The organism is Streptodolium elevatio (assembly GCF_040649515.1).
Lineage (GTDB): Bacteria > Actinomycetota > Actinomycetes > Streptomycetales > Streptomycetaceae > Yinghuangia > Yinghuangia elevatio.
Map to the genome: position 1 here is coordinate 1 of NZ_JBEZFP010000164.1, position 19,810 is coordinate 19,810.

Sequence of the window (19,810 nt, forward strand, 5' to 3'; positions counted from 1 at the left end):
CCGTCCTCGACGCCGCCTCGGCGCGCGCCGCGACATCGGCGGGCGCGCGCTTCCTGGTCTCCCCCTCCCTGCACCGCGACGTCATCGAGACCGCGCACCGCCACGGCGCGAGCGTGATCCCCGGCGCGTGCACCCCGACCGAGGCGGTGGCGGCCGTCGCCGCCGGTGCGGACGCCGTCAAGCTCTTCCCCGCAAGCCAGTGGACGCCGGGCTCCTTCCGCGACATGCGCGGGGCGCTGCCGCAGATACCGTTCATCCCCACCGGCAGCATCGCCGTCGCCGACGCCCCCGCGTGGATCGCCGCCGGCGCCGTCGCGGTGGGCATGGGCGCCAAGCTGGCCGCCGGCACCCCCGAGGAGTCGGCCGCCCGCATCAAGGACCTTCTGGCCTCGTTGCGATAGCCGACGCCCTTGACCCTCACGCGGCGTGATGCCGCATCGTCGGAGGCGTGGAAGATCACCTGACCGTAGGACGCGTGGCCGAGTTGGCCGACGACCCGGACACCGACGCGGTCGCGCACCTGCACCGCCTGTGCGGCCTGCTCCTGGAACAGCGCGACCGCGCCGACGCCATGGTGGCGGCCATAGACAGGGAGTTGGAGGCACGGGCGACGGGGGTCGACACGACGCCGGAGGAACAACTGAAGGCCTTCGGCACGCAGTTGTACGAATCCATCGGCTCCGCCTACCCGGCGACGCGGCGTACCGAGCCGCGGATCGCCGCGCGCGTCTGGGATGCGCTCGGGGACGCCCGTACCGTCCTGAATGTAGGGGCCGGCGACCCGATCGCCGGGCTGCGGGAGATGCGACGCGTGGCCCGCCGGGTCGTGGTGTTCACGCACGACGCCAGTGCCGCCGGTTCGCTCAACCGGTTCTGGCTCACCCGCGACTACCTGCCCGAGGTGGCCGGGCTGGTCGCCGGCCGGCCTTCGGTGGAGCAGTTGGCGGACGCGGTCGAGGCCCGCATCGAGCCGGTGCTCGTGCCGTGGGACTGCGCCGACGGGTTCTTCGAGGCTTACTGGCGTCGGCCCGACGCGTACCTGGAGGAACACGTTCGCCGCGCGGTCTCGGTGTGGACCCGGGTCGGACCGGAGGCCGAGCGGCGGGCGGTGCGCGGCCTCCGCCTCCTCGTCGCCTGAACCGCCGCGCGGGGAGCCTGCACGAGCCGTTCAGGCCTCGGCGCGGTCGACCAGGCGGGCCAGTTCGACGCGGGAGCGTACGCCGAGCGTGGCGAAGACGTTGCGCAGGTGGTGGTCGACGGTGCGGATGCTCACCGACAGGCGGGTGGCGATCTCGCGGTTGGTCGCGCCGTCGGCGACCGAGCGGGCGATGCGCAGTTGCTGCGGGGTCAACTCGCCCAGGTCCCCGGGCGGTTGCGCGGATGCCGGGGGTGCGCCGGTGGCGCGGAGTTCGGCGACCGCGTGGGCCGACCAGACCCGCGCGCCGTGGCGGTCGAAGGTGACCTGGGCCTCGCGCAGGAGGTCCCGGGCCTGGGCCGGGCGGCGCGAGCGGCGCAGCCATCGGCCGTAGGCCAGCAGGGTACGGGCGCGCTCGAAGCCGTTGTCGGGTTGCGGGTGGCGGGCGAGCGCCGCGGCGTACCCGGCCTCGACCTCGCCGGAAGGACGGCCGTCGGCGGCCGCCAACAGCGCCTGGCAGCGCGCGAGTTGGGCGGGTGCCTCGGGGTCGACGGCCAGTTCCGCCCAGATCGCGAACTCGGCGAGCGGGAGGCGTGCCGGTTCGGGTGCGCCGGACAGTGCGGCGGCTTCCACGAAGCACGGCACGGTCAGCATGCGCAGGGCGAAGTGGGCCTGCTCGGAGCCCGTGCGCAGGAGCGGCGCGAGGCGCGACGCCGCCTCGTGCGGGCGGCCCCGGGCCAGGTCCGCACGGGCCAGCGCCCAGGAGGTCAGGGTGGACGGCTGCCGCAGGCCGTGGGCGCCGGCGACCGTTTCGACGGTGTCGGCGTGGCCGCGTACGGTCGTCGCGTCGTCGTCGAGGGACGCCACCAGGGCCAAGATCGCGTGGTGGTGAGCGATCTGATTGCGTCGGCCGGTCTGCCGCGCGGCGAGCGCGCCCTCTTCGGCGTGGGCCCTCGCCTGCATGTGGCGCCCTGAGCGCAGTTCCGCGTACGCGAGGTGTTCGAGGATCCGCGGAACTGCCGTGAGCGGCCCGGAGACACGGGCCATGGCCAGTGCCCGGCCGTTGAGCCGGCCGGCCGCCGCCAGATCGCCGACGACCAGCGCCGCCGCCCCGGCCCGCAGCAACTGGTCGATGTCATCGGCTCGTTCGGCCCGGGCCACGACGTCGCGCAGGACGGCAGACCCGGTGATGATGCCGGCCACGTCGGCTTGCAGCACGGCTCTCATGCCGATGCCGTAGGCGATCGCGTCGCCCGGCCCGGGGAAGCTCTCGTCGGCGAGTGGCTCCACGGCGTCGCGGAACGCGGCGGCGTCGCCGAGTGCCCAGGCCGCCTCCGCCGCGTCGAGACGGCATCGGACCGCCAGGACGTGGGAGTTGCCGGCGAGGAGTCGGGCGGCGAGCAGGAAGGACTGGTGGGCGTCGGCGACGGACCCGTCGTGCAGGGCGATGAGCCCGTGCACGCGGGCCGCCGTGCCGCGGGCGACCGCGTCCGCGGGAAGGGCGCGGGCCTCCGAGGTCCACTGCCGGGCCCAGTCGGCGCGGCCGACGAGATGGGCGTGTTCCGCCGCTTCGGCGAGGAGCGCGGCGCGTGTCGAGATGTCGGGCACGAGGGTGGCCGCGCGACGCAGTCCGACGGCTCGCGTGGCGTCGACGGACGCGCGGGCACGCGCGGTGGCGGCCAGCTCCCGGGCGAGGTCGGGGTCCGGTTCCGAGGTCGCCGACGCCAGGTGCAGCAGGTGCGCGAGCCGGTCGTGGCCGGTGTCGAGCAGAGCGGCGAGGAGCCGGTGCGCGGCCTGCCGGGCGAGGAGCGGAGCGGCGCCGTACACCGCCGCGGTGCTCAGCGGCGGCCCGACGAACAGGTGTTCCGCGTCGGCGTGGACGAGGCCCGCCCGTTCCGCGGACTCCAGCGTGTCGGGGGCGAGTGCGGCGGCGTGCACGGCCCGCAGGACCAGCGCGACGGAAGCGCCGGGCGCGTCGGGGTCGTTGTGGTGGGCCGCGGCGATCAGCAGGAGCAACGCTTTGGCGTCCGGGGTCGGGTGGACCGGCCACGGCAGCAGGTGGCCTGCGAACGGCCTGGGGTGCCAGGCGCCGAGGCGCTGCAGGGCGGCGCGTTGGGCGGTGGCACGCGGTCCGGCGCGGCGTGGTGCGGGACGGCGCGGCGCCGCTCGGCGGTCGGGCTCGTCGTCGGCGCGGCCGGTCGCGGCTGCCCGTTCGGTCGCCCTCACGCGGCGGCGCGGTTCCTCCGGCACGGGCGGGCCCACCTCCCGGCGGCGTCGGGCCGAGCGACGACGGACGCCTCTGGGTTCCCGCGGGTGTTCGGGTCCGCGGGACGGGCGCGGCGCCCACGTTACCGTCGTGTTAACGCGGGCGAAAGGCCGCCGCACGGCTGCGGCCGGTGGCCGCGGACCGCCCCGAAATGCCGCCTGACCTGGCCGGACGCTCCCGCGTACGGCGTGCTCACGGGCGGTACGCGCACAATGCTGTGGGCCCCCACAACAACGCCGGGACGGTGGCGGCCGCTGGTGTCGCGGCCGCCACCGTCCCGGGTCGGGGGGCGGGAAGGTCAGGAGTTGTGCGGGCAGTTGCCCCGGTACTCCTCGATGGTCAGGCTCGGTCGAGGCAGCGGGCACAGGAACTGCTCGTAGCGGGTGTCGTTGTCGATGAACCGCTTGAGCCAGGAGATGCTGTACTTCGCGATCGTCGTGTTCGACGAGTTCGGCGTGAAGTGGGTGGCGCTGTTGAGTTCGAGGTACGCCCGGTCCAGCGACGACGGCAGCGACGTGTAGAACGGCTCGGAGTGCGAGGACACCGGCGCGATCGTGTCACCGTCCGCGCCGACGACCAGGGTCGGCGTCCGCACCTCCGGCCAGCTCGTGTCGAGGTTCCAGCCGGTGAGCGGGATGGCCGCCTGGAGCGAGGGGCGGCTCTTCGCGGCCTCCAGCGTTCCGCCGCCGCCCATCGAGTGGCCCATCACGCCGAGCCGGCTGCTGTCGATCCGGTCCCGGACCGAGCTGCGCTGCGTCAAGTAGTCGAGTGCCTCCAGGAGTTGGCGGCCCCGGCTGGCGGGCTGGTCGAGGGTGGTGTTGGTGTCGATCGTGAACACGACGAAGCCCTGCGAGGCCAGGCGCGGCCCGAGCCAGGCGATGGACGACTGGTAGGCGGTGAAGCCCGGGGAGATGGCGATCGCACCGAAGGTGCCGTCGGTGCGGGAGGTGGGGTAGTAGATCGTCCCGCCCCCGAAGCCGGTGACCAGCAGCGAGGACACACTGGTCTCCGACACGGCGTACGGGCCGCGTGCGGCCTCGATGCTCGACTGCGTGGGGGCGGGGCCGCGCTCGTAGGGGTTCTCGGCGGCCTGCGCTCCGCCGGGGAGTTGGGTGACGAGCAGGGCTCCGCAGGCGAGGATGCCGGCGACCGCCGATCTCACCAGGCGGCGCCGGGGTCCCGCGACGACCGCCGGCCGTTCGGCCGAGGCGGCGTGCCGCCTTTTGCGCATGAGGTACACGATGATGCGTTCCTCTCGCTCAAGGGTGGCGGATCCCGGGCGGGGCCGGCGGTTCGCTGCTCCCGCACGGACCGTGGAACGGTCCGCCCCGCCGGGATCCGCCACCGGTCGGTGTGTGGGGTCCACGCTCCCGGCGCGCCCGCGCGGCGGCATCGGTGAAATCACCAGTGCTGCGCGGGCGCGGTCGGCACACACCGGTTCACTCGCACCCGTTGGCCCACACCCGTTCGAGCACACCGGGTCCGTCACGCCGCCTCCATCCGACCGTTCCGATCCCGCCGCCTCGACCCGGCCGCCTCGATCCGATACCGCGTTCAGATGTTTCGGTCAGATGTTTCGGTCAGATGCTTCGGTCAGATCGCTTCGACCACGCGTGTCGCGAGGCGGTGCGCCCGGTCCAACTCGGCCGCGTCGCCGAAGAGTTGGAACCTCGTGTTGGCGGCGCGCAGGTACGCGTCGATGCGGAAGCCGTCCTCGGCGGGGTCGGTGCTGCCCGCGGCCGCCAGTTCGGCCTCCAGCAGGCGCAGCCAGTCGCGGGCGAGTTCGCGGACGGCGTCGGCCACCGGCCCCTCCCGGTGCCCGTACTCGACCGATGTCGTGGTGATGAAGCATCCGCCGGGGAAAACGCCGGCGCGGAGGTACGCGACCCAGTTGTCGAGCAGCGCCCGGAGGCGCGCCCCGCCGGTGCCGGCGTCGCGGCTGGGGTCGACGACGTGCTCCGCGTACAGCTTCCGGGCCTCGGCCACCGCGGCGAGCTGGATCGCCTCGCGGTTGGCGAAGACCGTCAGAATGCCGCTCTTGCTGTGCCCCGTCTGTGCGGCAAGCGAGCCGACGGTGATGGTGTCCAGGCCGTGCACAGTCGCGGTCATCGCCGCCTGCCGCGCGACGTCGTGCCGGGTCCGGTCGCCGCGGGCACGGCGGCCGTCGGAACCGGGCGAGGGCGTACGGGCGTTCGTCACCGCGCCATTGTAAGCGACCGATCGGACGTGTAATCTCGCGGCCATCCCCGGATTCACGACCGATCGATCGCATACTTGGGAGGCCCCTGGTGGACGTCGGCGAAACTCAGGTGCAGGCCCAGGAGCCGAAGCACGAGCACGTGTTGGACGGGTTCACCCGACGTACGTTCGCCCTGCCCGGGGAGGCGTCCGCCCGCGACGAGAAGACCGTCCACGTGGCCGGCGCCGGTCCCGCGGTGATCGTGATGCCGGAGATGCCCGGCATCAGCCCCGACGTCGTGCGCTTCGCCCGGTGGGTGCGGGACGCGGGCTTCACCGTCTACCTGCCCTCGCTCTTCGGCGTCGACGGCGCGTACCCCACCGTCGACCTGGGCGCCGACGTGCTCCGGCGGGCGTGTGTGAGCCGGGAGTTCCGTGCCTTCGCCGGCGGCGGCACCAGCCCGGTCGTCACCTGGCTGCGGGCCCTCGCCCGCACCGCCCACGAGGAGTGCGGCGGCCCGGGGGTCGGCGCGGTGGGCATGTGCTTCACCGGCAACTTCGCCCTGACCATGACCCTTGAGCCGGCCGTCGTCGCGCCGGTGCTCGGGCAGCCCTCGCTGCCACTGGACGACCCGGCCGCGCTGGAGCTGTCCCCTGACGACGCGGACACGATCCGGCGGCGATTCGAGCGCGACGGCCTCACCGCACTCGCCTACCGCTTCGACGACGACAAGTGGTGCACAGGGCAGCGCTTCGCCGCGTACGCCCGGCTCCTCGGCGACCGCTTCGACGGCCGTGTGCTGCCCGGCGACTGCGCGAACCCGGCGCCGCCGCCCTTTTTCCGCGAGTCGGTCGGCACCCCGCACAGTGTGGTGACCGCCCACCTCGTCGACGAGGAAGGCCACCCGACCATGCGCGCCCGCGACGAGATCCTCGCGTTCCTCCGCAGCCGACTGCAAACGGCCTGAAGCACCGCCTGCCTGCACACGGCCAGAATGCCCCGTGCCCTGAACGCGCCGTGCCCTGAACGCGCCGTGCCCTGATGTGCCAGGGCCCGAAACACGGCGGCCGCGGCCCGGCGGAGTCCGCCGTGGCCGCGGCCGCCGAGGGCCGGTCCTGTGTGTCAGCCGTTCATCGGCGCGGTCAGCCCGGGCTCGCCGCCGTCGAAGTTGCCGCCCGCGTAGATCGCGAAGAACGAGACCACGACGAGCACGATGATCAGCACGGTGAGCGTCACGAACGCCGCGGGCTTGATCGTGCTTTCGACGGGCTCGGCACGCGTGTAGACGGCCCGCTCGACCGCGTTGCCGGTGTCGGCCGTGTCGACCGCCGCGGTGGATTCGGTCCCCTGGCTCAATGTGCTCATGTGTGCTTCGCCTCTCTTGTCATCCCGAATGGATCTACCACCTCGGGAGGGGCGACGTCCAGCGAGCGCTACCGGACGGGTGCCGCGGCTCCCGTCCGGCGCGCCCCCGGCCCGCCGCCTCAGGAGACGAGCGGAGCGTCCTCCGACTCGGCCAGCTTGACGGTGCACAGACCGCCGCGCTCGGTGGTCACGTCGGTCACCTTCAGCTGCGTGCCGGGCAGCAGGATGTACTCCTCCTCCTCGGTGAACGCGGAGAAGCTGCGGATGCCGACGGCCCGGGCGGGCCGCACCTCGAACAGCGTGCGCTTGCCCCTGCTGCCGAGGAACGCCCGGGCCACACCGAGCTTGGACGTGCACGAGGACACGCCCCACCACGTCACGGTCCGGCCGAGCGGGTACTGCGCGCGCAGGTCCAGCGACACGCCGCGCCACAGCGGCTCCGTACGCGTCGGGAGCGCCGCCACCGCGTCGAACAGCAGGCGCAGGTACGGCAGGTACGGCACGACCCGGGCGCGGTCCGGCGCCCGCAGAATGGCGTTGATCTCGCGATAGAACGCGGACTCGCAGGTATAGAGGTACAGCGCGGCGATCGCGTCGGCCGACAGGCCTCCGTCGGCCGCCGCCTCGACTCGCCGCATCCCGAATTCGTGGGACATCTTGACGTGCCGGTCGAGGCCGGCGAGCAATTCGGCGACCGGCGACACCGCGTCGCGGAAGTCCATCGCCGGGGTGTCGAACACGCCGGTGATCGCCGGGAGGACGAGGCCCTCGTCCTTGACGCCCGCGAGCCGTTCCAGGTAGAGCTGGTGCAGTTCCATCGTCGAGGCGATGAACGCGCCCATGCGTTCGGCGGTGTCGTCGTTGCGGCCGTCCGCGTCGTCCGCGGCCGTGTTCCAGCCGGTGCTGGGCAGCCAGTCGACCGGGTCGGCGCCCACCGCCGCGAGGGCGTCGTTGACCATGGCGAAGTGCTCGCCGTCGCAGAAGATGTCGCCCTGCGCCGCGGGGTTGGCGTGGTCGATGTGCCGGACGTCGACGCCCGGGTACTTCTTCTGGAGTTCGAGGACGATCTTCTTCAGGTTGCGGGCGTGCGCTCCCCACCACGCGAAGACGACGCCGCGGTCCTCCTCGTCGGCGTCCTGCTTGGCCTTGAGGATCTCCTCGACGATGCGCTCGACGACCGGGCGCCAGAACGCGGTGTGCCGGTCGGTGCCCCGGGACGCGTCGCTGTTGGCGGTCAGTGCCGCGTTCAGCAGCAGGACGCCCTGTGTCAGCATCGCCTGGAACCATTCCGGCGGCTGTACCGTCTCCTGCTTTCCGAGGAGGCCGCGGATTTCGGCGATCGGGGTCTTCTTGGGAATTCCGTACTTCCACATCGCCGCTGCCTTGATGATGCAGCGGATACTGACGACGCGGCCGAACTGGCTGTCCTTCCAGTCGTGGAAGGTGTTGTCGAACATCGCGATTCCGGTGGCGCTCTCCGGACGCGGGTAGGGATTCTGCCCGAATACCACCACCTTCCACTTGTGCGGCGGATTCGGCTTGAGCGCCTGGAAGGTCAATTCGCGGACCGGCACGACCTCGGGGCTGCGGCCCGGACCGATGAACGCGGCGGCGTCCCGTTGGGCCTCGATGACCGGCTTCAGCAGCGGGAGCCACGGTTCGCCGCCGCCCTTGAACAGGTCGGCGAGAGCCAGCGGGTCGTTCGCGTCGGGCAGGGCGGGGGCGTTGTCGTCGCTCATCGTGGGGTGCTCCGAATAGTCGACCGTGTTCGGCAGGGGCGACCGGCGAGGCGGGTGATATTCGCGGAACATCCCGGTTGCGCGGACATAAGTCCGGAACGCCCACTTTTTCGGACCTGGTGGTCCGGCCGTGGGCGGCGTCGGGCGACAATTCCTGTCTCGCGGTGGTCTGGCCGCAGGCTAGCAGTGGGCCCGGACACCGGCAATCGAGCCGAAAAGCGCCGGCCCGGCACCCGCCGCCCGATTGTCGGGGCGCCGCGATAATGTCGTTCGTGGTGGGTAGGCAGTGCTTTTGGAACGGGGTGGAATATGACGGTCAATCGCGTGGAAACGCCGCTCAGGGTGGTGCTGACGGACATCAACCCGGAGGTGGTGGCGGCCTGGCGGGCGGCGTTCGCGGACACCCCCGGCATCGAGATCCGCAACGGGTCCATCCTCGACGAGAAGGTCGACGCCTGGGTCAGCCCGACCAACTCGCGGGGCCGCATGGACGGCGGCGTGGACGCGGTGGTGAAGCGCCACCTCGGAGCGGGCATCCAACTGCGCGTGCAGCGCGCGATCCGCGACGGGTTCGCCGGGAACCTCCCGGTCGGCAGCGCGGTCTGCGTACCGTCCGGGGCCGTCAACCCGAAGTTCCTGATCTCCACGCCGACGATGGTCACGTCGTCGCAGAACGTCAGCGAGACCCTGAACGTGGCGCTCGCCTGCGCCGCCGCCTTCCAGGCGATCCACCGGCAGAACGACGCCGAGCCGGGCAGTATCCGGTCGGTGGCCCTGGTCGGCATGGGCGCGCAGACCGGGCGGGTGCCGGCGCGGGTGTGCGCCAACCTCATGTGGTCGGGCCACACCCTCTTCCACGACCACCAGTTCGCGGACTACGACGACCTGCGCGCCACGATCACCGCGCAACTCGACGACCTGGAGCAGGCGCCGGCCGAACGGCGGGTGCGCATCCACCCGCCCGAGCGCGGTACGTCCCGCGGCTGACCCTGCGGCACGGACCCCCTCAGGCCATGTCCCAAGTGCGGCGGGGCTTGTCGTGCATCCGCCCCGGGATCCCGGGGCGGCGCTGCCAGGGATGCGGGCCGGTCGGCGGCCGGTACGCGACCCCCAGCGCGTCGAGCCGGGCATAGTGCGCCGCGTCCATCCGCCGCTCGAAGTCGCCGAAGTCCCGTGCCTCCGGCCGCGGCAGTGCGGACCAGGCGACTTCGGCGAACGCGGCGAGGCGCGGGAACACCTGGTAGTCGACGCGGGCGCGGCTCTCGGTGACCTCGCTCCACAGGTTGGCCTGCGTGCCGATGACGTGTACCGCGTGCGGGGTGCCGCTCAGGCTGGGCGGCACCGGCTCGAACCGGTACACGTCCTCCAGGGTGTGCACCCATCCGAAGGGCACGGGCTCGCCCGGGTCCGCGGACTGCACATGGTCGAGGTAGACCTCCTGTTGCGGGCACATCACCACGTCGTGGCCGGCCTTTGCGGCCGCGACACCGCCGGTGTACCAGCGCCAGCACATCACCGCCGCGCCGGGCGCCAGGCCGCCCTGCAGGATCTCGTCCCAGCCCACGAGGCGCCTTCCCCGGGCCGCCAGCCAGCGCGCGAAGTGGCCGATCATCCAGGCCTGGAGCTCGTCCTCGCCGCCGAGGCCGAGCTCGCGGATCCGGCCTTGCGCGATGGGCGACCGGCGCCATTCGTCCTTGAGGCATTCGTCGCCTCCGATGTGCACGAAGCGGCCGGGGAAGATCTCCAGGAGTTCGGTGAACACGCCCTCGTAGAAGGCGAGTACGGCGTCGGTGGGGGCGAGCACGTGAGGACTGATGCCCCACTCGGTCTTCACCCGGAGCGCGCCCGTGTCGACGACGTCGACGTTGCCCAGTTCCGGGTACGCCGCGATCGCCGCCTGCGAATGCCCCGGGAGGTCGATCTCGGGGACGACCCGCACGTGGCGCTCGGCGGCGTACGCGACGATCTCGCGCAGGTCGTCCTGGGTGTAGAAGCCGCCGTGCGGGCGCTCGTCCCAGACCTCCGGCTCCCGGCCCCAGCCCAGGCGGGTACGCGGCCGCCACGCCCCCACCTCGGTCAGCCGCGGGTACCGCTCGATCTGCACCCGCCACCCCTGATCGTCCGTCAGATGGAGGTGCAGGACGTTCAGTTTGTGCGCCGCGAGCAGGTCCACGTACCGCAGCACATCGTCCTTGGCCAGGAAGTGCCGTGCGACGTCCAGCATCAGGCCCCGCCAGGCGAACCGCGGGGCATCCTCGACGACCACGTGCGGCAGCACCACCGGCCCGTGGTCCACCGGTGCCCGTCGGAAGCCGTCCGCGCCGCCGAGCTGGCGCAGCGTCTGGCGCGCCCAGAAAACCCCGGCCTCGTCGCCGCCGACGATCTCCACGCCGTCGGCCGAGACCGTGAGCCGGTACGCCTCGGGCCCGAGCGCCGGATCGACCCGGCAGGCCGGCACGCCGTCGACCGGACCCGAGCCTCCGGTCAGCTCCAGTCGGCGAGGTGCGGGAATCAGGTTCGGTCCTCCGGTCACGCGTCCTCCCTGACTGGCCCGACGGTGAAGTCGCCTGCATGACAGGGCGATTCCTCCCCCGATGGCAGCACCCGCAACCCGAACGGCCACCCAAGGGGCGCCAACCGTGCCCCCATCAGATCGCCACCGTGGCCCCACCGGGTCGTCGGCCGGAAACTCCGGAGCGCCCGTTCAGAAAGCCGGGCAAGGCTGATTTACTGCCCCCATGGCCGATCCGATCAAGGACCGCGAGGCAGCCGCCGACGCACTGGAGCGGGTCTTCCGCGCCGCCGGCCCCTACCTCGACGGATTGCCCGAACTCCCGGTGCACGATCGGGCCGCGGACGCCCTCGCGGACGACCTCGGCGGGCCCCTCCCGGAGAAGGGCGACGGCACCCTCGCGGCCGTGGAGCACCTGCTGCGGGTGGGCACGAAGGCCTCGACCCGGACCTCGGGCCCCCGCTTCTTCCACCTCGTGGTCGGCGGCGCGACGCCCGCCGCGATGGCCGGGGACTGGATCACCTCGCTGCTCGACCAGGCCTCCGGTCTGCACATCGCGTCCCCGCTGGCGTCGCGTGCCGAATCGGTCGTCCTCGACTGGCTGAAGGACCTGTTCGGCATCCCCGCCTCGTACGGCGGGGTGCTGACCCCGAGCGCAACCCTCGCGCATGTCACCGGTCTTGCCTGCGCGCGGACCTGGTGGGCGGAAGGGCACGGCGTCGACGTCGCGTCGCAGGGCCTCGCGGGGCTTCCGGTCATGCCGGTGTTCACCAGTGGCCTCGTCCACCCGAGTACACGCAAGGCGTTGCAGATACTCGGTTGCGGGCGCGACACGCTGCGCACGTTCGCCCGCGACGACACGGGACGCATCGATCTTCCCGCGCTCGAAGCGGCTCTCGTGGAGTTGGAGGGCGCGCCCGCGGTGCTCGTCGGCAACCTCGGGGACGTGCACTCGGGCGACTCGGACCCGCTGGACGCCATGGCCGACCTGGCCGAGCGCCACAACGCCTGGCTGCACGTGGACGGCGCGTTCGGACTGTTCGCGGCCGTGTCGCCGCGCACCGTCGGGCTCGCCTCCGGCGTGGAGCGCGCCGACTCGATCACCTCGGACGGGCACAAGTGGCTGAACGTGCCCTACGAGAGCGGCTTTTCGTTCGTCCGTGATCCCGCGCTCCAGGTGCGGGCGTTCGGCGCGTGGGGTGCCTCGTACCTGCCCGAAGCCGAGGGCGGGCACGTCGACTTCAATACCGTGGGCCCCGAATCGTCGCGCCGCGCCAGGGCGTTCCCGATCTGGGCGACGCTGCGTGCGTACGGCCGCGACGGCTACCGGGAGATGGTCGAGCGCCATCTCGACGTCGCCGAGCACCTGGGCCGACTGGTCGACGAATCACCCGACTTCGAACTCCTCGCCCCCGTGCGGATGTCCATCGTCTGCTTCCGTCACCGCCCGCCCGGGGTGCCGGACGACCGGCTTGACGAGCTGAACGGCCGGCTGGGCGAGGCCCTGCTGCGCGACGGGCGGGTGTACGCCGGGACGGCCACGTACCGCGGCATGAAGGTGCTCCGCTGCGCACTCGTCAACTGGCGGACCACCGCCCCCGATGTCGAACTGCTGCTCACGGTGCTGCGCGAGGTCGCCGCCGACCTCGAACCCTGACCGGGCGAGGCGGCGCAGCACCCGACCGGCCGCCGGACACCGACCGGCTCACAGCTCCCGGTGCTGGTGCTGCTCCGGCAGGCTGCTGTCCGGATGCGCCCACAGCACGATGTTTCCCGGCATCCCGCCCTCCGCCTCCTCGAACTGCCGCCGGAAGAAGGCCAGTACCTCGCGATCCGAGTAGCGCAGGCTGAAGTGCGTCAGCACGAACAGCGTCTCCGGGTGCGCCTCGACCACCGGCCTGAGCCTGCTCCACACGGTGTGCCCGATCCGCTCCGCCCGGTCCAGCTCGGCGTCGTCGAGGAAGGTGCACTCGGTGATGACGACCGGGTACGCGAAGAGCCACGGGTTCCGCTCGAACACCGACACGTGGGTGTCGCCGAGGAACGCGAACAACGGTCGGCGGACCGTTTCGTCGACTTCGACGCCCTGCTTGCGCCGCTCGGCCATCATCCTGCCGAATTCCGCACCGCGCCCCTCGCCGACCAGCGAGCGCCGCAGTTCCTCGAACTCGGGCCGCAGTGCCTTGCGGCGCTCCGAGAACGCGTACCCCACGCACGGAACTTTGTGCTCGCACTCGACGACCCGCACGTGGTGCCCGGCCCGCCCGAACTCGAACTCGTCGTCCTGGCGCACCCCGTGCAGCCGGTGGCCCACCAGGCCCGGATCGAAGGCGGTGCCGTGGTTCAACTCGGCGCTCGCCCGCAGGTACGCCTCCACGTACGGCACCGCGTCGGCGGGCAGGTGGATGTCCGCACCTCCGGCCTTGGCGGCCAGGAAGTCGAGGTCCTTGGCGTGGTCGTGATGGGTGTGGGTCAGGAACACCGTGTCCACCTGCCGCCCTTCGCACAGCCCGGCGTCCAGGCTGCAGCGCAGTTCGGGGATGTGGAAGAACGTCTTGTCGTTGGCGCGGGAGTAGCCGGTGAGCGTCAGCTCGGTCCCCGGGATACGCCAGGTCTTCCACTGGCGGAACGGGTGCCCCTGGTCCAGGAGTCCGGGGTGCGCGGGCACCACCGGGGAACCGGCGTTCGTCGCGGTAGGCATCGGGAACGCCCTCCAATCTGCGGCCGCTGCGCATCCTCGCAGGCCGGGGGCGCCCGGGGGGAACGGTTTTCCGCGCGGCGCCCGCGCCCGGCCGCCGTAAGGGCAGCTTGACGTCAGGCTGTCTTGACGACGAGTCGGCCGCGGTGGCACGGTGGCCTCATGGCCACACCCGACGAGCTCGAACTTCACTACACGCTGCTGTCCGCCGCGGCGCGCCTGGACGCGCTTCGTACGCAGGAAGCACTCGCGTCGTCGTTCGGTATGCCGGACGCGGAGGCACCGGACGACGTGAGCGGCGCCCGCCCCCTCACCCGCGAAGAAGCCCTGGAACTCCTGGCCTTGGGCGAAGTGCTCGCTCGCAAGGCCGCATACGGCCGACAGCTCTCGGTACGCTCCGCCCGGCGCGCGGGCGCGTCCTGGACCCAGATCGGCGCGGCCGTCGGCACTAGCAAGCAGGCCGCGTGGGAAGCCCACAACCGCTGGATCGACGAACAGGCCAAGCGGGACCGGGACCCAGGGCACTGGGGCATGGACGCCGACGAGGTCGACGCGGCCCGCTCCCTGGCCGGCGAACCGGACTGACGGGTCTCACCGGCGAGGCAGTCCGGGTCGTCAGCTGCCGGCACGGTGCTTCACGCGACGTACGCGGCGGAACAGGGGCGCGAGCAGCCAGGCGAGCAGGAGCACGCCGACCGCGGCCAGGCCCCACGGGGTGGTCGTGGTGCGCAGCTCGAAGACCGCCGCCGGGGCACCTGGATCCGTTGTGAGGCCCGCGAGTTGCCCCCGCACGTGGTACGTCCCGTACGCGGGCCCGCCGAGGGTGACGTCGATGTGGAACGTACGCTGCTCCCCCGGCGCGAGTGTGCCGACGTCCGGGGTTGCGACGAGGGTCGTGGGCGGGTCGTCCCGACCGACCACGACGGAGAGCGGCGGGGCGGCGGCCGGCCAGGGGCCGGGGTTGCGCAGGGTGAGCACGAGCGTCCGGCGCGCGGAACCGCCGAACCACGCCGACCAGCTTGCGTGCCAAGGACGTTCGTCGACGAGCCGGGCGTCGGCGATCTCGACGGCGGCGGGCGCGGGCGCGGCGGTCGGCGCCTGTGGCAGGTCGGGCAGTCCGCTGGGCGCGAAGGGCTGCGTCACGCGGCCCGTCGTCGCGGCGTCCGAAGCCTGCACCACGCACGGGCACGCGACCGGTGGCGCGGCGACGGCGAGGACGACGGCCGCTGGGGCGGGGCCGCGGACATAACTCGAGACGGCCGTGGCGTTGGCGCAGTCGGCGGAGCCGCGCGTCGCCGCGTTGCCGCACAGCCGGACCGTGATCGTGCCGGGCGTCCAGTCGGTGAGCCACACCGTGAGGCGCGTACCGACCGGCGCGGTGTCCCGGTCGAGCACCATGCGCCCGACGGGCTTCACGGGTACGGGAGTTGGCGGCGCGGTCGCAACGGATACCGCGGCGTCCTCCGGTCCCGGCGCCGTGCGGTCGCTGTTCCACCGCAATGCCGCGACGGCCGCGCAGACGACGGCGGTCACGAGCAGTGCGGTGATCAGTCGGCGCGGGGGTCCGGAGACAGCCGGCGGGCGCGGGCGAGGCCCGGGGCCACGCAGCGGGCGGAGGCGACGGCGACGAGTCGGCGCGGCGGAGGTCATCTTCGGGGCCGTCAGGAAGTCCGCTCGGCGGTGCCGACGGCCGCGGCGGACTCTCCGGCGGCCGCCGCCGGGGTGCCGCGCCGCCGCAGACGCAGCGCGACCGTCCCGAGCACAGCCAATGCGAAGAGCGACGCGAGCGGTATCCAGGGCACGGCCCACGCAGTCGTCGTACGCGTCGTGCTCACCGGCGCGACGGCGGCGCCCTGCGGGGCCGGACCGGTCCGGACGGTGACGGACGCGGTGAGCCGCCCGGCGGGGAACACGCCGTCGAAGTGCACGGTGCGGGTGAGTTCCGCACCGGGCAGCAGTTCGGCGACCGAGTCCCCGCGCGGGCCGCCGAGCGTCCAGCCCAAGGGGCCGTCGACCTTGACGTCCGCGGCGGCCGACACGCGGGTGTTGCCGGTGTTGCGCACGCGGTAGGTGACCGTTGCGCGCGAGCCGGGGAACGGGTTTCCCGGGGTGTCGTAGGAGAGTTGCACGTCCTGGATCTGCAAGGCGGGCCGCAGCGGTCCGGCGACGCGGAAGTACGCCCGCGCCGCGATCCGCCTGTCGACCTGCACGAGGCGGCCCGACGCATCGGCCTGCACCGTGGCCACGGACGCGATGACGCCCGCCGCGTGGTCGCCGGGTTCGGCGTCGGCGGGCACCGCGATGGTCACCGGCACGTCGACGCCCGCGCCCGGGGCGACGGTGACGCTGGTCTGCCCGGGCGTGATCCAGGTGCCGGCGTCGGAGGGGCCGCGTTCGGCGGGCAGCAGGCTGAAGGAGCCGTCGTTCGTGGTGAAGGCGTCGGTGCCGTAGACCGTGAACGTCATCGGCTGGTCGGAGTAGTTGGTGATGCGTACGCCGTCGTCGAGCTTCTGCCCGGGCACGAGGTCGTGCACCAGGTAGGTCCGGCCCGGGAGGCCGGCCTGGCCGACGGGTTGTACGGCCCAGCGGAAGGAGTTGTCCGCGGAACCGGGCGATGCGGCAGGCGGCGCGGCGGGCGACACGGCGGGCGACACGGGTGGCTGCGCGGGTGGCTGCGCGGACGGCGCGACAGGAGGAGCCGGCGACGGTGTGGCGGCGTGCGCCGTGCCGCCGACGGGCAGGAGCAGCACGCCCACGGCGAGCGCGGTGGCGGCGACGCGGCGCCGGGCCCGGTGGCCCGGCGGTGCCGGAACGCGGTTGGACATGGTGCTCCTGTGAATGCGTGCTGTGGGGTCGGAGTACGGCGGGCCGGGCGTGGCAGGAGCCTCGGCCCGCCGTACCGTCCTGGTTCGCCGCCCGGACGGCATCGGCCGGGCGACGGCGGGGTTTCCGATCAGGCGAGGGTCAGGGTCAGGGTCGAGGTGTAGGTGCCGGCGGGGGTGTCCGCGGGCACGCCGAGGTCGAGTGCGCCGCCGCAGGTGAACACACCCGACGAGGCGCCCGCGGCGGACGAGCACAGCGTCTTGGCGGTGCCGAGCCCGGTGCCCGGGGTGACCTCGGGGCCGGGTGTGACGACCGGGGCGACGGTGGTGCTGTTGTCCGGGGACACCGCCGCGGCGGGCCGCCAACCGAGGTTCGCCGCGGGGATGGTGCCCTGCGGTTCGCCGGTGAAGTCGGTGACCTGGCCGGTGAGCGTCCAACCCGCGCCGGTGCCGCGCAGGTCGGACACGGTGGCGGCGTTGAGCGACCCGGTGGAGGTCAGGTTGCTCGCGGCGCCGGACAACGAGGCGTCGGACAGCCGGATGACGTCGCCGGGGACGGACAGGGTCAGCGGCCCGCCGTTGACGGCGACGACGACCTGCTGGTCGGCGGTGCCGCCGCCCGGCTCACCGGGACCACCGGGGCCGGGGCCCTGGTCGTCGACGAAGGTGACCGGGATCTGGACGTCGTCCTGCCGGTCGGCCGAGGAGGTGTGGTCGGCGCGGGTGGAGACCACACACTGCACGCCGGTCGCGGTGCAGTCGGTGAACTCGTCCTTCGCCGTGAGGGTGAGCTGGTACTCGAATGCGCCCGAGCCCTTGTTGAAGGGCTTGGCGAGGCCGACCCCGTACGCCGGGACGTGGTCGCCGACCCACAGCGAACTCCCCGAGCCACCGCTCATGTCGACGCCGCCGACGCACGGCGACGCGACCTGGCCAGGGCCCTGGTAAACGCAGAGGCCGACGTAGATGCCGTCGTAGCCGGTCGGCCGGGTGCGGTTGAACCCGGTCCCGGAGACGGTCACGGTCTGGCCGTCGGGGTCGATGGTCGTGTCGGAGACCGTGAGGGTCTGGCCCGCCGGCCCGGGCTGCGTCCCGGGGTCGGCGTGTGCGGGTGCGGTGGGCAGGACGAGGGCTGCCGCTATGCCCGCGGCTGCGACGGCCCACGCCCGGCGGCGGCGCCGCGAAGCCGAGGGCTGATCAGTACTCATGTCGGTGAAGACTCCCGGGGGTTCGGCATCCGGCGGCGTGAAGCGCCGGAGCTGGAAAGGAATGTGACGCCTCGTCGACGACGCCCGCAGGCGGACGGGCGGCACCCCGCCACCCTCGCCTTCATCGAACTTAGGTAAGGCTAACCTAACCTCTCGCGATCTCCGAGGGAAGGCCCCCAAGCCCCGGATCTTTCCGAATAGCGGGGCGAACGCCCCTTTTACGCACCGGAGTTACGAGCATGCCTCCGGTCCGCGGATGCCGGATCACCTCGATGCGGTGCCGGTAGACGCGGGTCAGCAGCTCCCCGGTGAGCACCTGCGCCGGCGCTCCGCACGCCGCGATCCGGCCGTCCTGGAGCACCGCGACCCGGTCCGCGTACGCCGCGGCGAGCGCCAGGTCGTGCAGCACCACCACGACGGCGTCCCCCGCGGACGCGCGTTCCGCCGCGGTGCGCAGCACGGATTCCTGGTGCCGGATGTCGAGTGCGGCGGTCGGCTCGTCGAGCATCACAAGCGGGGCCTGCTGCGCGAGTACGCGTGCCAGCGCGACACGGGCGCGCTCGCCGCCGGACAACGAGGCGAATCCGCGCCGTGCGAACCGCGCGGTCTCGGTGCGCCTGAGCATCGCGTCGACCACGGCGTCGTCGTCCGCCTCGGCCGGGGTACGGGCCCACGGCGCGCGTCCCATCGCCACCACCGCACGCACGGTGAAGGGGAAGGAGAGTTCGTACGACTGGGTCAACACCGCGCGGCGTCGGGCGAGTTGGACCGCGGTCCAGTCCGCGAGCGGCCGCCCGTCCAGGAGCACTTGCCCGGCGGTGGCCGCGACGTCCCCCGCGAGCGCGCCCAAGAGCGTCGACTTGCCGGCGCCGTTGGGGCCGACCAGCGCCAGTACTTCGCCCGTGCGGACCTGGAGGTCCACGTCGCGCAGCACCGTGCGCCCGCCGAGGTCGACGCGCAGCCCGCGCACTTCCCCGATCACCGTGCCCGGCTCGGAGGGCGTGCGGACGGCGGTCGGTTCCTCCCTGTGTCCGGGGCGGCGTCCGGGTCGATTTACGGATCCACGTCCGGGTTCCCGTCCGAATCCGGGTGCGAAGCCCAAGCGGCTCATCCCCAGCCTCCCGCCCGCAGCCGTGCCCTGCGCAGCAGGACGAAGAAGACCGGGCCGCCGACGAGCGAGGTCAGTGCGCCGATGGGGAGTTCGCGCGGTTCGACCAGCGTGCGCGACGCGAGGTCGCCGAGCAGCAGGACCAGTGCGCCGCCGAGCATGCTGCCGGGGAGCACCAGCTTGTGGCTCGGCCCGGTGACCATGCGGACCGCGTGCGGCACCACGAGGCCGACGAAGCCGATGACCCCGGAGAACGCGACCGCCGCCGAGGTCAGCAGAGCCACCAGCAAAATCACCACGGCGCGCAGGCGCTCGACGTCCACGCCCAGGTGCCGGGCGGGCTTCTCGCCGAGCGAGAGCAGGTCGAGGCGCCGGGCGTACATCGGCGCCGCGGCCAGCCCGACGGCCGCGCACGGCAGGATCGCCGAAACCTTCTCCCAGGTGGCCCCGTTGACGCTGCCCAGCTGCCAGAACGCGATGTCCTGGATCTGGTCGTTGGTGGAGTACGACGTCAGGATGCCGATCGCGGCGACGGTGACGGCGGTGAGCGCCACGCCGGTGAGGATGAGGGTGACGACTTCGGTGCGGCCGCCGGACCGGGAGAAGACGTACACCAGCGCGGTGGTCGCGAGGCCGAACACGAACGCGGCGGCGGGCTGGGTCCAGGCGCCGAGCGTGGTCGCCCCGGTGAAGATCACCAGCACCGCGCCGACGGTCGCGCCCGCGGACACCCCGACGACGCCGGGTTCGGCCAGCGGATTGCCGAACACGCCCTGCA

The 19,810-nt window shown here is 73.0% G+C and carries 16 protein-coding genes and 2 pseudogenes; 6 read left to right on the plus strand and 12 right to left on the minus strand.

All coding sequences use genetic code 11. From position 1 onward, the window contains the following. Positions 1-401 (plus strand): annotated as a pseudogene (locus tag AB0C36_RS37940) (bifunctional 4-hydroxy-2-oxoglutarate aldolase/2-dehydro-3-deoxy-phosphogluconate aldolase); the annotation flags it as partial. A gap of 74 nt (positions 402-475) precedes the next feature. Further along, positions 476-1,120: pseudogene (locus AB0C36_RS37945) on the plus strand (MerR family transcriptional regulator); the annotation flags it as partial. 48 nt (positions 1,121-1,168) lie between these two features. Here the strand turns inward: AB0C36_RS37945 and AB0C36_RS37950 are convergent. The 3 genes from AB0C36_RS37950 to AB0C36_RS37960 all read right to left on the minus strand — a co-directional run bounded on the left by AB0C36_RS37950 (position 1,169) and on the right by AB0C36_RS37960 (position 5,600). Further along, on the minus strand, positions 1,169-3,361 hold the full coding sequence (locus AB0C36_RS37950) for a LuxR C-terminal-related transcriptional regulator (RefSeq protein ID WP_358363251.1): 2,193 nt from the start codon (positions 3,359-3,361) through the stop codon (positions 1,169-1,171). A gap of 338 nt (positions 3,362-3,699) precedes the next feature. Then, positions 3,700-4,632, minus strand: coding sequence for a bis(hydroxyethyl) terephthalate hydrolase (gene bdeA / locus AB0C36_RS37955; RefSeq protein ID WP_358363253.1), 933 nt, complete (start codon positions 4,630-4,632; stop codon positions 3,700-3,702). A 362-nt stretch (positions 4,633-4,994) separates the two neighbouring features. Beyond that, positions 4,995-5,600 (minus strand): TetR/AcrR family transcriptional regulator, encoded by a 606-nt coding sequence (locus AB0C36_RS37960; protein WP_358363255.1) that lies wholly within the window; start codon positions 5,598-5,600, stop codon positions 4,995-4,997. 143 nt (positions 5,601-5,743) lie between these two features. Between AB0C36_RS37960 and AB0C36_RS37965 the strand changes: the two genes are divergently transcribed. Next, positions 5,744-6,547, plus strand: coding sequence for a dienelactone hydrolase family protein (locus AB0C36_RS37965; RefSeq protein WP_435839196.1), 804 nt, complete (start codon positions 5,744-5,746; stop codon positions 6,545-6,547). 155 nt (positions 6,548-6,702) lie between these two features. Here the strand turns inward: AB0C36_RS37965 and AB0C36_RS37970 are convergent, their stop codons facing one another. Both AB0C36_RS37970 and AB0C36_RS37975 read right to left on the minus strand, forming a co-directional pair. Next, positions 6,703-6,945 (minus strand): hypothetical protein, encoded by a 243-nt coding sequence (locus tag AB0C36_RS37970; protein WP_358363259.1) that lies wholly within the window; start codon positions 6,943-6,945, stop codon positions 6,703-6,705. Positions 6,946-7,064: 119 nt separating this feature from the next. Then, positions 7,065-8,684: an ADP-ribosyltransferase domain-containing protein gene (locus AB0C36_RS37975; protein ID WP_358363261.1), complete on the minus strand. Its 1,620-nt coding sequence runs from the start codon at positions 8,682-8,684 to the stop codon at positions 7,065-7,067. A 324-nt stretch (positions 8,685-9,008) separates the two neighbouring features. Here AB0C36_RS37975 and AB0C36_RS37980 point away from each other — a divergent pair, with 324 nt between their 5' ends. Next, positions 9,009-9,671 carry a macro domain-containing protein gene (locus AB0C36_RS37980; RefSeq protein WP_358363263.1) on the plus strand — a complete coding sequence of 221 codons (663 nt, stop codon included), beginning with the start codon at positions 9,009-9,011 and terminating at the stop codon, positions 9,669-9,671. Positions 9,672-9,690: 19 nt separating this feature from the next. Here the strand turns inward: AB0C36_RS37980 and AB0C36_RS37985 are convergent, their stop codons facing one another. Beyond that, positions 9,691-11,217 carry a beta-N-acetylhexosaminidase gene (locus AB0C36_RS37985; RefSeq protein ID WP_435839195.1) on the minus strand — a complete coding sequence of 509 codons (1,527 nt, stop codon included), beginning with the start codon at positions 11,215-11,217 and terminating at the stop codon, positions 9,691-9,693. A 205-nt stretch (positions 11,218-11,422) separates the two neighbouring features. Here AB0C36_RS37985 and AB0C36_RS37990 point away from each other — a divergent pair, with 205 nt between their 5' ends. Then, the gene (locus tag AB0C36_RS37990; protein ID WP_358363265.1) at positions 11,423-12,853 is read left to right on the plus strand and encodes a pyridoxal phosphate-dependent decarboxylase family protein; all 1,431 of its coding nucleotides are present in this window, start codon (positions 11,423-11,425) and stop codon (positions 12,851-12,853) included. A gap of 48 nt (positions 12,854-12,901) precedes the next feature. Here the strand turns inward: AB0C36_RS37990 and AB0C36_RS37995 are convergent, their stop codons facing one another. Then, positions 12,902-13,897 (minus strand): MBL fold metallo-hydrolase, encoded by a 996-nt coding sequence (locus AB0C36_RS37995; RefSeq protein WP_358363267.1) that lies wholly within the window; start codon positions 13,895-13,897, stop codon positions 12,902-12,904. Positions 13,898-14,056: 159 nt separating this feature from the next. Here AB0C36_RS37995 and AB0C36_RS38000 point away from each other — a divergent pair, with 159 nt between their 5' ends. Continuing rightward, complete coding sequence (locus AB0C36_RS38000; protein WP_358363269.1) at positions 14,057-14,479, plus strand: hypothetical protein; 423 nt, start codon at positions 14,057-14,059, stop codon at positions 14,477-14,479. A gap of 30 nt (positions 14,480-14,509) precedes the next feature. Here the strand turns inward: AB0C36_RS38000 and AB0C36_RS38005 are convergent, their stop codons facing one another. From AB0C36_RS38005 to AB0C36_RS38025, 5 genes are all read right to left on the minus strand, one after another. Continuing rightward, positions 14,510-15,427, minus strand: coding sequence for a hypothetical protein (locus AB0C36_RS38005; RefSeq protein WP_358363271.1), 918 nt, complete (start codon positions 15,425-15,427; stop codon positions 14,510-14,512). A gap of 128 nt (positions 15,428-15,555) precedes the next feature. Next, positions 15,556-16,719 carry a WxL protein peptidoglycan domain-containing protein gene (locus AB0C36_RS38010; RefSeq protein ID WP_358363273.1) on the minus strand — a complete coding sequence of 388 codons (1,164 nt, stop codon included), beginning with the start codon at positions 16,717-16,719 and terminating at the stop codon, positions 15,556-15,558. A 128-nt stretch (positions 16,720-16,847) separates the two neighbouring features. Continuing rightward, entirely contained in the window at positions 16,848-17,924 is a 1,077-nt protein-coding gene (locus tag AB0C36_RS38015) for a WxL domain-containing protein (protein WP_358363275.1), read from the minus strand. Between the two features lie 145 nt (positions 17,925-18,069). Further along, positions 18,070-18,906: a heme ABC transporter ATP-binding protein gene (locus tag AB0C36_RS38020; RefSeq protein WP_358363277.1), complete on the minus strand. Its 837-nt coding sequence runs from the start codon at positions 18,904-18,906 to the stop codon at positions 18,070-18,072. Positions 18,907-19,031: 125 nt separating this feature from the next. Further along, positions 19,032-19,810: FecCD family ABC transporter permease (locus AB0C36_RS38025; RefSeq protein ID WP_358363279.1), on the minus strand; the 779-nt coding region annotated here is incomplete at its 5' end.

Bases quoted from the DNA above. Each gene is read 5' to 3' on its own strand.
- bdeA (WP_358363253.1), bottom strand. From the start codon at position 4,632: ATGCGCAAAAGGCGGCACGCCGCCTCGGCCGAACGGCCGGCGGTCGTC.
- AB0C36_RS38015 (WP_358363275.1), bottom strand. From the start codon at position 17,924: ATGAGTACTGATCAGCCCTCGGCTTCGCGGCGCCGCCGCCGGGCGTGG.
- AB0C36_RS37975 (WP_358363261.1), bottom strand. From the start codon at position 8,684: ATGAGCGACGACAACGCCCCCGCCCTGCCCGACGCGAACGACCCGCTG.
- AB0C36_RS37990 (WP_358363265.1), top strand. From the start codon at position 11,423: ATGGCCGATCCGATCAAGGACCGCGAGGCAGCCGCCGACGCACTGGAG.
- AB0C36_RS37970 (WP_358363259.1), bottom strand. From the start codon at position 6,945: ATGAGCACATTGAGCCAGGGGACCGAATCCACCGCGGCGGTCGACACG.
- AB0C36_RS38000 (WP_358363269.1), top strand. From the start codon at position 14,057: ATGGCCACACCCGACGAGCTCGAACTTCACTACACGCTGCTGTCCGCC.
- AB0C36_RS37995 (WP_358363267.1), bottom strand. From the start codon at position 13,897: ATGCCTACCGCGACGAACGCCGGTTCCCCGGTGGTGCCCGCGCACCCC.
- AB0C36_RS38010 (WP_358363273.1), bottom strand. From the start codon at position 16,719: ATGTCCAACCGCGTTCCGGCACCGCCGGGCCACCGGGCCCGGCGCCGC.